General features: G+C 64.1%; 12 protein-coding genes. 3 read left to right on the forward strand and 9 right to left on the reverse strand.

Features of this window, described 5'->3' with window-relative positions; genetic code table 11:
• Positions 1 to 33 precede the first annotated feature (33 nt).
• The gene (locus AC50YA_RS15505) at positions 34 to 636 is read left to right on the forward strand and encodes a DUF3043 domain-containing protein (protein ID WP_160671063.1); all 603 of its coding nucleotides are present in this window, start codon (positions 34 to 36) and stop codon (positions 634 to 636) included.
• A gap of 88 nt (positions 637 to 724) precedes the next feature.
• Here the strand turns inward: AC50YA_RS15505 and AC50YA_RS15510 are convergent, their stop codons facing one another.
• Positions 725 to 1798 carry a quinone-dependent dihydroorotate dehydrogenase gene (locus tag AC50YA_RS15510; protein ID WP_494983145.1) on the reverse strand — a complete coding sequence of 358 codons (1074 nt, stop codon included), beginning with the start codon at positions 1796 to 1798 and terminating at the stop codon, positions 725 to 727.
• A gap of 75 nt (positions 1799 to 1873) precedes the next feature.
• Here AC50YA_RS15510 and AC50YA_RS15515 point away from each other — a divergent pair, with 75 nt between their 5' ends.
• Entirely contained in the window at positions 1874 to 2884 is a 1011-nt protein-coding gene (locus tag AC50YA_RS15515) for an alpha/beta hydrolase (protein ID WP_494983146.1), read from the forward strand.
• Here AC50YA_RS15515 and AC50YA_RS15520 read toward each other — a convergent pair.
• The 3 genes from AC50YA_RS15520 to leuA all read right to left on the reverse strand — a co-directional run bounded on the left by AC50YA_RS15520 (position 2839) and on the right by leuA (position 6248).
• Positions 2839 to 3669, reverse strand: coding sequence for an isoprenyl transferase (locus tag AC50YA_RS15520; RefSeq protein WP_494983147.1), 831 nt, complete (start codon positions 3667 to 3669; stop codon positions 2839 to 2841). The two genes, AC50YA_RS15515 and AC50YA_RS15520, sit on opposite strands and share 46 nt — an antisense overlap.
• Before the next feature lie 2 nt (positions 3670 to 3671).
• Entirely contained in the window at positions 3672 to 4424 is a 753-nt protein-coding gene (gene recO / locus AC50YA_RS15525) for a DNA repair protein RecO (protein WP_494983148.1), read from the reverse strand.
• Between the two features lie 84 nt (positions 4425 to 4508).
• On the reverse strand, positions 4509 to 6248 hold the full coding sequence (gene leuA, locus AC50YA_RS15530) for a 2-isopropylmalate synthase (RefSeq protein ID WP_494983149.1): 1740 nt from the start codon (positions 6246 to 6248) through the stop codon (positions 4509 to 4511).
• Positions 6249 to 6503: 255 nt separating this feature from the next.
• Here leuA and AC50YA_RS15535 point away from each other — a divergent pair, with 255 nt between their 5' ends.
• Complete coding sequence (locus AC50YA_RS15535) at positions 6504 to 8456, forward strand: M13 family metallopeptidase (RefSeq protein ID WP_494983150.1); 1953 nt, start codon at positions 6504 to 6506, stop codon at positions 8454 to 8456.
• 87 nt (positions 8457 to 8543) lie between these two features.
• Here AC50YA_RS15535 and AC50YA_RS15540 read toward each other — a convergent pair whose 3' ends face one another.
• The 5 genes from AC50YA_RS15540 to AC50YA_RS15560 form a co-directional block, all read right to left on the reverse strand.
• Positions 8544 to 10115 (reverse strand): LCP family protein, encoded by a 1572-nt coding sequence (locus AC50YA_RS15540; protein ID WP_494983151.1) that lies wholly within the window; start codon positions 10113 to 10115, stop codon positions 8544 to 8546.
• 102 nt (positions 10116 to 10217) lie between these two features.
• Positions 10218 to 11192 carry a GTPase Era gene (gene era / locus AC50YA_RS15545; protein WP_494983152.1) on the reverse strand — a complete coding sequence of 325 codons (975 nt, stop codon included), beginning with the start codon at positions 11190 to 11192 and terminating at the stop codon, positions 10218 to 10220.
• Positions 11176 to 12507: a hemolysin family protein gene (locus AC50YA_RS15550; protein ID WP_494983153.1), complete on the reverse strand. Its 1332-nt coding sequence runs from the start codon at positions 12505 to 12507 to the stop codon at positions 11176 to 11178. The genes era and AC50YA_RS15550 overlap by 17 nt, the downstream gene beginning before the upstream one ends.
• Positions 12504 to 12977 carry an rRNA maturation RNase YbeY gene (gene ybeY / locus AC50YA_RS15555; RefSeq protein ID WP_494983154.1) on the reverse strand — a complete coding sequence of 158 codons (474 nt, stop codon included), beginning with the start codon at positions 12975 to 12977 and terminating at the stop codon, positions 12504 to 12506. Before ybeY ends, AC50YA_RS15550 begins: the two co-directional genes overlap by 4 nt.
• Entirely contained in the window at positions 12974 to 14059 is a 1086-nt protein-coding gene (locus AC50YA_RS15560) for a PhoH family protein (RefSeq protein WP_485836534.1), read from the reverse strand. The genes ybeY and AC50YA_RS15560 overlap by 4 nt, the downstream gene beginning before the upstream one ends.
• Between the last annotated feature and the right edge of the window lie 216 nt (positions 14060 to 14275).

Genomic DNA, 14275 nt, shown 5'->3' on the forward strand with positions numbered 1-14275 from the left:
GGATCTCCGCAGGCCGCAAGGTATTCTGTTCACGTGTTCGGACGTAAAAAGGAAGCGCCAACGGCGCAGCAATCAATAGACCAGCAGGCCGCTGAAGCGGCAGCCCGGCAGGATGCCGCGTTGGGCAAGGGTGCGCCCACGCCCAAGCGCAAAGCCCAGGAGGCTGCCCGCAAACGGCCCCTGGTGCCGGAGGACCGCAAGGCGTCCAAGGCCGCTGAGCGCCAGGCCATCCAGGACCAGCGGACCAAAATGCGCCAGGCGCTCGATACAGGTGATGAAAAGTTCCTGCCCCTGCGCGACAAGGGTCCGCAGAAGCGTTATGCCCGCGACTACGTGGATGCGCGCTTCAGCCTGGGCGAATACCTGATGTTCGGCGCCCTCGTATTTGTCATCATTTCCCTGATCGTGCCGGCGTCCAGTGAGCAGATGGTTTATGTCCTGGGCGGTTTCTGGGTGATGTTCCTGGCCGTCTTTGTGGATGTTTTCATTCTGTCCAGGCAGCTCCGCAAGAAGCTGACCGGGAAGTTCGGCGAGGTTGAGCGCGGCACGGTCTGGTATGGCTCCATGCGTTCCCTGCAGTTCCGCAAGCTGCGCCTGCCCAAGCCGCTCGTGAAGCGCGGGCAATACCCGTCCTGAACTGCGCGGCCGGACCAAGTCCCGGCCGCTCACCCCTGAATAGACAGCAAAACCCCGGCAGCCAGACTGCCGGGGTTTTGTTGCTTAATCAGCTCTTGCGTCGGGCTTTCGCCAGGTCGCGGTTGATCCGTACCGCCCAGAAAGGCCCCTCGTACAGGAAGGCCGTGTACCCCTGGACCAGCGTGGCCCCGGCATCCAAGCGGTCCTGGACGTCTTTTGCCGTCTCGACTCCGCCGACGGACACCAGCGTGATCGCACCCCCGGTGGCCTCCCTAAGTCGGCGAAGGACTTCCAGTGAACGCTGCTTCAGCGGTGTCCCGGACAGGCCCCCCGCGCCGCATTCGTCGACCTTCGCGGCCGGCGACGCCAGCCCCGCACGCCCGATGGTGGTGTTGGTGGCGATAATGCCGTCCAGCCTAAGCTCCAGTGCCAGCTTGGCGACGTCGTCGATGTCCTCATCGCTGAGGTCCGGTGCGATCTTCACAAGCAGCGGGACGTGCCGGCCGGCAGCCTTGTCCGCTTCTGCCCCGACGGCGGTGAGCAGCGGGCGCAGTGTCTGGATATCCTGCAGAAGGCGCAGCCCGGGCGTGTTGGGGGAGCTGACATTGACCACCAGGTAGTCCGCTGCCGGGGCCAGGCTCCGGGCACTGATAAGGTAATCTGCCACGGCGTCGTCGAGCTCCACCACTTTGCTCTTGCCGATGTTCACTCCGATCACGGGGCGGACGTTGGGGTGCCTGCGCTGAAGGGCGGCGCGTGCAGCTTTGAGGCGCGGTTCGACGGCGGCCGCACCATCGTTGTTGAACCCCATCCGGTTAATGACAGCCCGGTCCTCGATCAGCCTGAAAAGACGCGGCTTCTCGTTGCCCGGCTGTGCCTGCCCGGTAATGGTCCCTACCTCGACATGGCCAAAGCCAAGTTCGGTGAGGGCCTCGATACCGAACCCCGCCTTGTCGAATCCGGCGGCAAGGCCGAACGGGGATGGGAAGGTCAACCCAAAGGCAGAAGTCTGCAGTGAGGCCGCGGGCGCCGTGAACCGTTGCAGCAACCGTCCCGCGCCGGAAGTGTGGGCGAGCTTGATCCCCTTGAATCCGATCTTGTGGGCGCGTTCGGCGTCCATCCACGAAAAGGCCAGCCTGAAGAATGTCGGATATACGCGCATGGCTCTAGTTTTCCGTCTCGGCCGGTCCAGACCAAACCGGGCGGACATAGACGCGGCCCCGGCTAGCATAAAGCCATGAGGTGGCAGCCAGATATCCTCGGTGACGGCTTCGAAGCCTGCACCTTCGAGGCCGCCGGCGACGACGGCGTCCAGCGCACCGCCACGCTGGTGCGGTTCCGTCCGGCGAAGGACCCGGCGGCCACCGGCCGGCGGCGGACGGTTCTGTTCCTCCACGGTTGGAGCGACTACTTCTTCAATGTGGATCTCGCTCAGTTCTGGACACGCAGCGGCTACGAGTTCTACGCCCTGGACATGCACAACCACGGCCGCAGCCTGCGCCCGGAAACGCCGGGCGGCTATGTGGCGAACCTGGCGGACTATGACGCTGAGATCGAGGCGGCCGTCGCCATCATTCGGGCCGACACGTACTCGCCGGACGTGGGAGCCGAGGTCCCCCTCACCCTGATGGGCCACTCCACCGGCGGCCTGGTGGCCGCCCTCTGGGTCAGCAACCACCCCGGAGCAGCCTCCCAGCTGGTATTGAACAGTCCGTGGCTGGAGATGCACGGCAGCTCCCTGGTGCGTCGCGCTGCCTCCACAATGGTGGGACCCTTGGCGCGTTTCCGGCCTGAGGCTGTCCTGCGCCTGCCCGAGCGGGGATTCTATTGGCGGACCATCAGCAGCTCAGCCGAAGGCGAATGGCCGCTTGACGACAGGTTCCGGCCGCCCATGGCATTCCCTCTCCGCGTTGGCTGGCTCAGCGCCATCCTGGCCGGGCACACCAAGGTGGCCCGTGGCCTGGGCATCGACATACCCATCCTGGTGTTGCTGTCCCGGGGCAGTGCCACCGGGCCGTTCTGGTCCGAGGAAATGCGGCGCACCGACGCCGTGCTGGACGTCAACATCATCGCCCTCCGCGCCCTGACGCTGGGGCGAAGCGTCACGGTCGAACGGATCGACGGCGCGCTCCACGACGTCTTCCTCTCCCCTGCCAAAGTGCGGGCCGACGCCTATACGCGGCTCGCCCGCTGGCTCCGGGGTTACGGTACGGCCGAACCGGGCGCGGCGTCGACGGCGCCGCCGTAGCGCCGGTCCCGCTGGGCATAGATTTCGACGGCGTCCCACAGGGTCCGACGGTCGACGTCGGGCCACAGCGTGTCCATAAAAACGAACTCAGCGTACGCCGACTGCCACAGCAGGAAATTTGAGAGCCGTTGCTCCCCCGAGCTCCGCAGGAACAGGTCGACGTCCGGCAGGTCCGGCTCGTCCAGGAACTTCTGGATGGTTTTCTCGGTGATGGCTCCGGGCTTGATCCGGCCTGCGGCAACCTCTGCGGCGATAGCAGACACGGCGTCTGTTATTTCCGCCCGGCCGCCGTAATTAACACACATGGTCAACGTGCAGGTGCTGTTGCCCGCGGTAAATTCCTCAGCCTCTTCCAATTCGCGGATCACCGAGCCCCACAGTCTAGGACGCCGCCCCGACCACCGTACGCGGACACCCCACTCATCCAGCTGGTTCCGTTGCCTTCGTAGCACGTCCTTGTTAAAACCCATCAGGAAGCGGACTTCTTCGGGTGAGCGGCGCCAGTTTTCGGTGGAAAAAGCATAGACGCTCACGTATTCGATGCCGAGTTCGATAGCGCCCGCCACCACGTCCAGCAGGGCCGGCTCGCCGGCTTTGTGGCCCTCGATCCGCGGCAGGCCCCGCTGGTTGGCCCAACGGCCGTTGCCGTCCATCACAATAGCGACATGGCGGGGGACGAATTCGGCGGGGATCGACGGAGCAACCGCGCCGGACGGGTGGGGATACGGTGCCACCACAGGCGCGGTCCGCTGCCGCGAAAGAGTCTTCTTTTTTCCCAAGGCCACTGTCAGCCACGCTCCACATGTTTGAGGGATTTCAGGACACGTTCAAGGTGCCATTGCAGGTATACGGCCACCAGCCCCGCAGCTTCCCGGCGGTGCGGCACCTGCGAACCGTCCGCCGTCGTCCAGTCCCCGGTCAGCAGGGCGCCCAGGAGGAGGACGGTCTCCGCCGCCGGCGCAGGCGAACCGGGTGGCCTGCAGTCAGCGCAGACCATGCCGCCGAGCGGAGCCGAAAACGCCGTATGGGGGCCGGGCCGGCCGCAGCGGGCGCAAACGGTAAAACTCGGCGCCCAGCCGCCGGTAGCGAGGGCGCGCAGGAGATACGAATCGAGGATCAGTCCGGGCGCGTGTTCGGCCCGGCTCAGCGAGGCCAGCGCCCCCACGAGCAAGTTGTATTGGGCAGTGCCGGCTTCGCCGTCCACGTCAGTCAGTTTTTCCGCAGTTTCGGTCATGGCAGCGGCAACGGTGTAGCGGCCATAGTCTGCGGCGATGTTGCTGCCGTAGGCGCCCTTCGCGACAGCCTGGGTGACTATGTCCAGTGTTTTTCCGGAGACCAACTGCAGGTCGGCAACCATAAACGGCTCCAGCCGGGCTCCAAACTTGCTGCTGGTCCGTCGGACTCCCTTGGCGACGGCCCGGATCTGGCCGTGGTGCTTGGTCAGCAGTGTGATGATGCGGTCGGCCTCACCCAGCTTGTGGGTACGGAGCACCACGGCGTCATCCCGGTAGGACCGGGCAGCAAAGGATTGTTGGACCACGGTTAATCTTCGCACTGAGTTCCGGAAAGCCGGCAATGCCGGTGCGTTGCGCGCCGGGAGTCCCGGCGCGCAACGTCTTCCGAATCAGGCGCGGGAATCCCGGATTGCACGGTTGACTGCGGAAATGACGGCCTTGAGCGATGACATGCTGGTGTTGGCATCAATACCGACGCCCCACAGGACCCGCTCCCCCACGGCACACTCAACGTAGGCTGCCGCCATGGCGCTGCCGCCTTCCGAAAGGGCATGCTCGCTGTAGTCCAGCACGCGCACATCCATGCCGTCCTCGCGCAGGATGCTCAACAGCGCGGCGATGGGCCCGTTTCCCGTGCCGGTGCGACGGACCTGGACACCGTCAACGGTGAGCGAGGCGTGCAGGGTCATCCCGCCGTCGTCATCGGTTTCGGTGCTGACGGAACCGAGCGAGTAGCGGCCCCACTGGCCGTCCGTTTCGCTGGAAGGCAGGTACTCGTCCTGGAAATGCTGCCACAACTGGGCGCCGCTGACTTCGCCGCCCACGGTATCGGTCTTCTTCTGGATGACGCCGGAGAATTCCATCTGGGCGCGGCGCGGCAGGTCCAGGCTGTGTTCGTTCTTGAGCAGGTAGGCCACGCCACCCTTGCCGGACTGCGAGTTGACGCGGATGACGGCCTCATAGCTGCGGCCCAGGTCCTTGGGGTCAACCGGCAGGTACGGGACCTGCCAGGTGAAGTCCGCAACGTCCTTGCCGGCGGCGGCAGCATCCTTCTCGAGCGCCTCGAAACCCTTCTTGATGGCGTCCTGGTGCGAACCTGAGAAAGCGGTGAACACGAGGTCGCCGCCGTAGGGGGAACGCTCGGCAACCGGCAACTGGTTGCAGTACTCCACGGTGCGCCGGATCTCGTCGATGTCGGAGAAGTCGATCATGGGGTCGATGCCCTGGACGAACATGTTCAGGCCCAGGGTGACGAGGTCCACGTTGCCGGTCCGCTCGCCGTTGCCGAACAGGCAGCCTTCAATCCGGTCCGCGCCGGCCAGGTACCCCAGCTCGGCGGCGGCCACGCCGGTGCCCCGGTCATTGTGCGGGTGCAGGGACAGGATGATGCCCTCACGCGGGTGCAGGTTCCGGCTCATCCACTCAATGGAATCGGCGTAAACGTTCGGCGTGGCCATTTCCACCGTGGCGGGCAGGTTGATGATGACCTGGCTGTCTGCGGATGCTTCGAAGACGTCGGCGATGGCGTTGCAGACCCGGACGGCGTAGTCCAGTTCGGTTCCGGTGAACGACTCCGGGGAGTATTCGTAGGTGATGTGCGTGTCAACGAGGGTTTCCTGGTACTTCTTGCACAGCCGGGCGCCCTGGAGCGCTATGTCCAGGATGCCGTCCTGGTCCTGGTTGAACACCACGCGGCGCTGCAGGACGGACGTTGAGTTGTATAGGTGGACAATCGCCTGTTTTGCGCCGACCAGGGACTCATACGTCCGCTCGATCAGGTGCTCGCGGGCCTGGGTCAGAACCTGGATGGTGACGTCGTCCGGGATGTGGTTGCCGTCGATGAGCTGGCGGACGAAGTCGAAGTCGGTCTGCGAGGCGGAGGGGAAGCCAACTTCAATTTCCTTGTAGCCCATCCGGACCAGCAGCTGGAACATTTTCAACTTGCGGGCGGGGCTCATCGGGTCAATCAGCGCCTGGTTGCCGTCGCGCAGGTCCACGGCGCACCAGCGCGGGGCCTTGGTGATGACCTTGTCAGGCCACGTGCGGTCAGGCAGTTCAACGGTGATCTGATCCTGGAACGGGACGTAGCGGTGGACGGGCATTCCTGAGGGCTTTTGTGCGTTTCGCATTACTATCGGGGCCTTTTCTGTGGTTCAAATCTGAAAGGGTGGCCGGGCAACACAATCTCCGCGACGAGGATGGGCCTTGCGCTAGATCGCGTCTGAGGCCTCGCCGCGGCAGCTAAGAAGAAGGAGCTCTGCGCGCACCATTTGAGGTTAGCACGCGTGCGTAAGATGAGAGAGCACCACCGTCCTTATCGTCCAACATGCAGACGCCGCACTGGTGCCAGCGCCGGCCGCGGTCCGTCACACGAAGGAGCATCTGTGCCCATCTCGGGGATCGATCTGTCCAACATTGACCACACTGTCAGGCCGCAGGATGACCTGTACCAGCACGTGAACGGGTCCTGGCTCAAGGCCACGGAAATTCCGGATGACCGGCCACTCGAGGGAACGTTTACCGCACTGCGCGACGGAGCGGAGATCGCGGTCCGGGACATCATCGAGGAAGCAGCTGCCAAGGGTGAAGCCGCCAGCGGGATAGAACGGAAGGTGGGCGAGCTCTATAACAGTTTCATGGACGAAGCCACCGTCGAAGCCAAGGGCATGGAGCCCATCCGCGGGCGCCTTGCCGAGGTTTTTGCCACCACCACCGTTGCCGACCTCGTGGCCCTGGCCGGGCGGCTGTTCCGGTCGGACGTTTCCGGGCTCTTCTATATATACCCGGCTCCGGACGCGGGCAACCCGGACCGCATCCTGCTCTACACCGGCCAGGGTGGCCTTGGTCTGCCGGATGAGTCCTATTACCGCGAAGAAAAGTTCGCCCCCATGGTCAAGGCCTATGGCGAACATGTCCGGACCATGTTCGCCCTGGCGGGAGTGGCAGATGCGGAGTCTGCGGCCGCGCGCGTCGTTACTCTCGAAACCAGCCTGGCTTCCCACCACTGGGACAATGTCACCCTGCGCGACCCGCAGAAGACCTACAATCTCAAGTCCGCTGAGGAAGCAGCCACGCTGTTCCCACTCCTTAACACCTGGTTCGAAGCTGCCGGGATCGACGCCGACAAGCGCAACGAGATAGTGGTGAGCACCCCGGACTTCTTCAGTGGGGCCGCAGGCCTGTTGGAGTCCGAACCGCTCTCCGTGTGGCAGGAGTGGTTGGCCCTGCGCGTCGTGAACGGCGCCGCGCCCTACCTGTCCGCCGAGTTCGTGGATGCCAACTTTGCCTTCTACGGAACAACCATCAGCGGCACACCCCGGAACAAGGACCGCTGGAAGCGGGCCGTCGCCGTCGTGGAAGCCGCACTCGGTGAGGCCGTCGGGCAGATTTACGTCTCGAAGCACTTCCCCGAAACCCACAAAGCCCGCATGCAGACCCTGGTGGCCAACCTGATCGAGGCCTACCGGCAGTCCATCACCGGCCTTGCCTGGATGGGCGAGGAAACCAAGGCTGAGGCCCTCCGGAAACTGGAGGCATTCCGCGCCAAGATCGGCTACCCCGACAAGTGGATCGATTACTCCGCTGTGGAAATCGACCCCACCGGCCTCCTCGGGAACGTCGAACGGGCCCACAATGCCGACGTCGACCGCCACCTGGATGAGGTGGGCAAACCGGTGGACCTCAACAAGTGGCTTATGACACCGCAGACGGTGAACGCGTACTACCACCCGATGCTGAACGAGATCGTCTTCCCGGCCGCGATCCTGCAGCCGCCGTTCTTCACGGCCGACGCCGATGACGCCGTCAACTACGGCGGCATCGGAGCGGTGATCGGCCACGAGATCGGCCACGGGTTTGATGACCAGGGGTCACAGTTCGACGGCGGCGGCGCCCTGCGGAACTGGTGGACCGAGGATGACCGGAAGTCCTTTGAGGAACTCACGGCCAAACTGGTGGCACAGTACGATGCGTTGTCGCCATACGCGGCACCGGGGCACAACGTCAACGGCAAGCTGACGCTCGGGGAAAACATCGGCGACCTTGGCGGCCTGACCATCGCCTACAAGGCCTACCTCCTCAGCCTTGACGGCCGGGAACCCGAGGTGCTGGACGGGCTGACGGGGCAGCAGCGGTTCTTCGCGTCCTGGGCGGCCGGCTGGCGGCAGGTCATCCGGTCCGAAGAGGCCATCAGGAGGCTCGCCACGGATCCCCACTCCCCCAACGAGTTCAGGACCAACGCCATCGCCAAGAACCTGGACGCCTTCCACGATGCCTTTAGCGTGACCGACCAGGACGGCATGTGGATGCCGCAGGAAGCTCGCGTCAGCATCTGGTAATCACCCTCCAGCAGAGACACACCTCCAGTAGACAAAGAGAGGCGGGGCCGCTTGGCCCCGCCTCTCTTTTTCTACTGGGTGTTGCCGTCAGCCCCGGACGATCAGCACCGGGTTGGCCTGCTGGCACACGGTGTCGCCGGCCGTCTGGTTAACGATGTCCTCGGGCAGTGCGGCGCCGGCGCCGGCGCCGTAGGTTGCCCCGGTGGTGAAGTCCGTTCCGAGGTGCACCTGTACTCCGGCGATGCGAGGTGCCAGCTGGACCTGGGCGGCGGGGATGCCCAGCAGTGCAGCCACGTCAGCTGCGACGTCGGCGAATTCAGTACCGTAGTAGACAACGCTCTGCGCCACCGGAGTGGCTTCAAACTGCCCGGATTGGGTGAAGCCGCCGGTGATCAGGGCCTGCACGATTTCCTGGGCGCGCCCCGGGACGCCGCTGCCGTTGGCCACGATGACTGGTTGCAGCGCCTTGTCATACGGTGCCACAGCCGGGGCTGTTGCTGTTGGGGGGGCTGTCGTTTCCGTCGGCGCCGGGGATGGTGTGGTGGGTGCTGTTGGATCCGTCAGGTCCACGTCCTCGCGGAGGGCCGCAAACAGCTGGGCCCCTGCAGGCTCCGCAATCTGCAGGCGGTTGATGTCCGTGACTGCAGGCGTGGTGGGCACGGCCACAAACGCCACCTTGCTGATATCGATGTCCTTCAGCCGGCTGCCGATACTCACGAGCGACGGCACGGAGGCCAGCCCCTCATCCACCGTGAGGTTTTTGGTCACAACATCTGCAATGGTCAGCATTTTGGAGGGGTCGGACAATGTGCCGTCGTCCTTGATCTTGCGCGTGAGGGAGGACAGGAATCCTTGCTGTGCCCTGATCCGGCCGAGATCGCCGCCGTCGGCGAAAGCGTGCCGGGTCCGAAGGAAGGCAAGGGCCATTTCGCCCTGAACCGAGGATGTGCCCTTCGGCAGGCGCAGCCGGGAGTCCGGATCGTAGACGGCGTCACTGATGCACACGTCAACGCCGCCCACCGTGTTGGAGAGTTCCTTCACGGCGGTGAAATCCGCCATCATGAAGTGATCGATCTCCAGGCCAGTCAGTTTGTTGACCGTGTCTACGGCGCAGCCGATGCCGGCTTCATTCATGGCCTCGTTGATCATGACACCGGAGCGGGCGGGATAAGTCCGTTTGGTCATCTGGTCGGTGCACTCAGGAATATCGACCAGCAGGTCCCTGGGGAAGCTGATGACGCTGACACGCTTGTTGTCGGCCGATACGTCCATCAGCATCATGACGTCAGACTTGCCGTAACCTGTTGAGTCGTCCACAGCGCCGTACTCCGCGTTTGCGCCGTCCCTGGTATCCGAACCGAGGATCAGGATCTGCATCCGGTCCGATTTGTCCTCTGCCTTCGCCGTGCCACCGGCGTTCAGCGGCGCCGTGGTGATGTTCGACTGAAACCGCAAATACCAGTACCCTGCGAAGCCAAGACCTCCAACCACCAGGATGGTGACCACTGCAGTGGTCACTTTCAGCCACGCCCGCATCCGGCTCCGGGATCCGAGATGCCGGGCAACGCCGACGGCGGTGGCATCAGCGTGTCGGGAGACCGGACCGGTCCCGGCTGACGCGTCAGCTCCGTACTCGCGATTGTCGCGGCCTCGCCCCATGTGTGGTGTACCTTCCTTGAAAAAAATTGAATCCGGCCTATTTTAGTTGCCCAGTCTGGGAACTTCCCGACGACCGGCCGGGGTAAGGCGAAACGTGCTGCGTCAGAAGCCCAGTTTGACCAGCTGCTTCGGGTCACGCTGCCAGTCCTTGGCCACCTTCACATGCAGGTCGAGGTAGATGCGGGCGCCGAGCAGAGCCTCGATCCCCTTGCGAGCGTTGGTGCCGACTTCGCGGAGCCGTGCCCCGCCCTTGCCGATGATGATGGCCTTCTGTGACGAACGTTCCACATAGAGATTTACCCGGACGTCGAGGAAAGGCCGGTCTTCGGGCCGGCCCTCACGCGGAACGATCTCATCGACGACGACGGCCAGGGAGTGCGGCAATTCGTCGCGGACGCCTTCGAGGGCAGCTTCCCGGATGAGTTCGGCGATCATCACGGCTTCGGGTTCGTCCGTCAGGTGCCCGTCCGGATACAGGGGCGGCGACGCCGGCATGTGGCTGATCAGGACGTCGGCGAGAGTGTCCACCTGGAACCCGTCGGTGGCGGAGACGGGGACAATGTCCTTCCAACCGTCCTCCCCGATGACATCCCGGCCCAGGGCTGCGACGGCGAGCAGTTGCTCGGTGAGCGCCTGCCGGTCCACAGTGTCAGCCTTGGTGACGATCGCGATGACCGGTTTGCTGCCGATGGCGGCGAGCTGGGCAGCGATGTACTTGTCGCCCGGGCCGATCTTCTCGTTGGCGGGAAGGCAGAAGCCGATCGCGTCGACCTCGGCGAGGGTGTCGGCGACGAGTTCGTTCAACCGCTTTCCCAACAGCGTGCGGGGGCGGTGCAGGCCCGGGGTATCCACCAGGATCAGCTGGGCGTCATCGCGGTGCACGATCCCCCGGATCGTGTGCCGAGTGGTCTGCGGCTTGGCGGAGGTGATCGCCACCTTCTGGCCCACCAGGGCGTTCGTCAGGGTTGATTTGCCCGCGTTCGGCCGCCCGACGAGGACCGCAAAGCCTGCCCTGTAGCCACCGAAGTCTTTTGCGGCTGAATCCGGGTTGGCCGGACGATTACTTTTCTTGCTCACGTGGAACTCCCTGCTGGGTTGCTTCCGCCTCGTCGAGGAGGTCTTCAAGGTCAGTGTCTACTTTTGGTACTACTGCGGCAATGATGTGGCTGACGCGGTTGCGGCGGCCCTCAAGCCGTTCAGCGAGCAGCGAGATGCCGCCAACCTCCACGCGGCTGCCCACAATGGGAACGCGGCCCAGGGCCTTGGCCAGCAGCCCGCCCACGGTGTCAACCTCGTCGTCGTCGAGCTCGATATTGAACAGTTCTCCGAGGTCGTCGATGCTCATCCGGGCGCTGACCCGGTAGGAACCGCCGCCCAGGGCCACCGCCTCGGCGCTTTCGGTGTCATACTCGTCCACGATCTCGCCGACGATTTCCTCGATGAGGTCCTCGAGGGTGACAAGACCGGCCGTGCCGCCGTATTCGTCGATCACGATGGCCACATGTGTTGACTCCTTCTGCAGTTCCCGCAGCAGGTCGCTCACCGGCTTGGACTCCGGGACGTAACGGACCTCGCGGGCCAGTGCTTCGACCGGGGGCTGTTCGTCGTCGGGTCCCAGCTCATGAAGCGTCGCCGCGACGTCCTTGAGATAGACGATTCCAAGGATCTGGTCCGTGTTGTCGCGGATCACGGGGATCCGCGAATAGCCCGAACGCAGGAACATCGACATTGCCCGCCGGAGGCTGGAGCCGGCGTCGATGCTGAGGATATCCGTCCGGGGCACCATCACGGCGCGCACCAGGGTATCGCCGAAGTCAAAGACTGACTGGATCATTTCCGCTTCGGTGTCTTCGATCATGTCCGATTCAGAAGCGCGGTCCACGAGTTCGCGGAACTCCTGTTCGCTGAAAAACCCGTCATCACCCGCCGGAGCGCCGGGAGCGGCGGCGCTGCCCAGCGCCACGAGCCATCCGGGGATGGGACCCAGGACCCACGTCAGGAACCTGATCAGTGGTGCCGTGTATCGGACTACGGCAGCCGAATGGAGCCTGCCGATCTGCCGCGGGGAAACTCCGACGATGACGAAGCCCAGCAGGGCCATAATCCCGGTGGCGGCAAGCCCGGCCAGCCAGACGTTGTCCAGCAGGCTGTGGAGCAGGACGGCCACGGCCACGGCCGACGCCATCTCAAACCAGACCCGCCAGAACCGCAAAGCCCGGATGTGGGCCACCGGCTGGGCCAGAATGCGCTTCATGGCGTTTCCGCGGCTTTTCAGCAGGGCGTCTTCGGCGTCATGCCGGGGAAGGAACGTGAACGCGGCCTCGGCTGCGGTCAGGAGTGCTGCGGTGCTGAGGAACGCCAGGGCCATGCCGACAAGGAGCAGGGGCGTCACTGTGTGGTCTCGGCGGGTGCTTCTTTGCCGGTGAAGCCGGAAAGCAGCTGGCGCTGGAGGCCGAACATCTCTTCCTTTTCCTCGGGCTCTGCATGGTCATAGCCGAGCAGGTGGAGGATCCCGTGCGTCGTCAGGAGCAAGATTTCATCCTGCAGGGAGTGCCCGGCGCTGACGGCCTGAACCTGCGCGACCTGGGGGCACACGGCAATGTCACCCAGCATCCCTTGCGGGGTGGGCCGGTCCGGTGTACCGGGGGTCAGTTCGTCCATGGGGACCGAGAGCACGTCTGTGGATCCCGGCTCGTCCATAAGCTCGATGTGGAGCTTTTCCATGGCTGGTTCATCCACCAGGAGGATGGAGAGTTCAGCCTGCGGGTGGATATACAGCTGTTCGAAAACGTACCGGGACAGTGACACAAGCTCCGCTTCATCAACCTGGATGCCGGATTCGTTGTTAACCTCAATGCTCACGCGTTTTCCCCCCGCTTTTCCCGGCTTACCGAGTGTTTCACTTTGTTCCGCTGGAGATCGTCCCAGAGACTGTAGGCACGCACGATGTCACCCACAAGACGGTGGCGGACCACGTCAGTGGAGTCCAAAACGGTGAAGTTCACGTCCTCGATTCCCTGCAGGATCTCCTCCACGATCCGCAGACCTGAGCGTGTGTCGAAGGGAAGGTCCACCTGGGTGACGTCTCCGGTGACCACCATTTTGGACCCGAAGCCCAAACGCGTAAGAAACATCTTCATCTGTGCCGGTGTGGTGTTCTGCGCTTCGTCCAGGATGATGAAGGCGTCGTTGAGCGTGCGCCCCCGCATGTAAGCCAGCGGCGCCACTTCGATGGTCCCGGCGGCCATCAGGCGCGGGATGGCCTCGGGGTCCATCATGTCGTGCAGCGCGTCGTACAACGGGCGCAGGTAGGGATCGATCTTGTCGCTCAGGGTGCCCGGCAGGAATCCCAGCCGTTCGCCGGCCTCGACGGCGGGCCTGGTCAGGATAATACGGCTGACTTCCTTTTGCTGCAGCGCCTGGACAGCCTTGGCCATCGCGAGGTACGTCTTGCCCGTACCTGCAGGGCCAATCCCGAAGATCACCGTGTTCGCGTCAATCGCGTCCACGTAGTTCTTCTGGTTCAGGGTCTTGGGCCGAATGGTCTTCCCCCGGCTGGAGAGGATGTCATGGGTGAGGACGTCCACAGGGTTCTGCAATGACTGGCTGCGGAGCAACGAGACGAGCTGCTGCAACACCGCGGGGCTGATGACTGTGCCACGGGCCACGAGACCGCGAACTTCATGCAGCAGCCGCATGATGCGGGGAACTTCGTTGGCAGGGCCGCTCATGGACAGTTCGTTTCCACGGACGTGGAAGTTAACGGATGGGAACTGCTCTTCGATGTAACGCAAGGCCTCATCATGGCTGCCGAGCGATTGGACCATCTGATCGGAGTTGTCGAAGAGAACCACCTCCGTCCGAACACCGGGAAGTGAATGGGGGAATTCTCCGGCGGCGCGTTCAGTATTGAGCCGGCGCTTTCCGTTCGCTGATTCAGTCATGGTGCTGGCCCGCAGGCCCGTGGTCTCCTCCAGTTCGAAACTTAAATGCCGCCGGCTGCTGCGTGGGCGGGGCTGTTGCCGAGCACGCGGGAGCCAGCGGAGTCCTTCCATCTTACGCCAGGAGGCGCCTCCCAGCAGCGCCCGGCGGTCTCCGGCAAGGGCTCCCGTCACCGGCCTACTGCGGGACGGTCGGCGTCATTAGGTATCAACTTCATA

The organism is Pseudarthrobacter sp. RHLT3-21, from assembly GCF_059383495.1.

Excerpts from the sequence above, each read along its gene's own strand:
- AC50YA_RS15510 (WP_494983145.1), bottom strand. The coding sequence starts at position 1,798 with ATGCGCGTATATCCGACATTCTTCAGGCTGGCCTTTTCGTGGATGGAC.
- AC50YA_RS15515 (WP_494983146.1), top strand. The coding sequence starts at position 1,874 with ATGAGGTGGCAGCCAGATATCCTCGGTGACGGCTTCGAAGCCTGCACC.
- leuA (WP_494983149.1), bottom strand. The coding sequence starts at position 6,248 with ATGCGAAACGCACAAAAGCCCTCAGGAATGCCCGTCCACCGCTACGTC.
- AC50YA_RS15540 (WP_494983151.1), bottom strand. The coding sequence starts at position 10,115 with ATGGGGCGAGGCCGCGACAATCGCGAGTACGGAGCTGACGCGTCAGCC.
- AC50YA_RS15560 (WP_485836534.1), bottom strand. The coding sequence starts at position 14,059 with ATGACTGAATCAGCGAACGGAAAGCGCCGGCTCAATACTGAACGCGCC.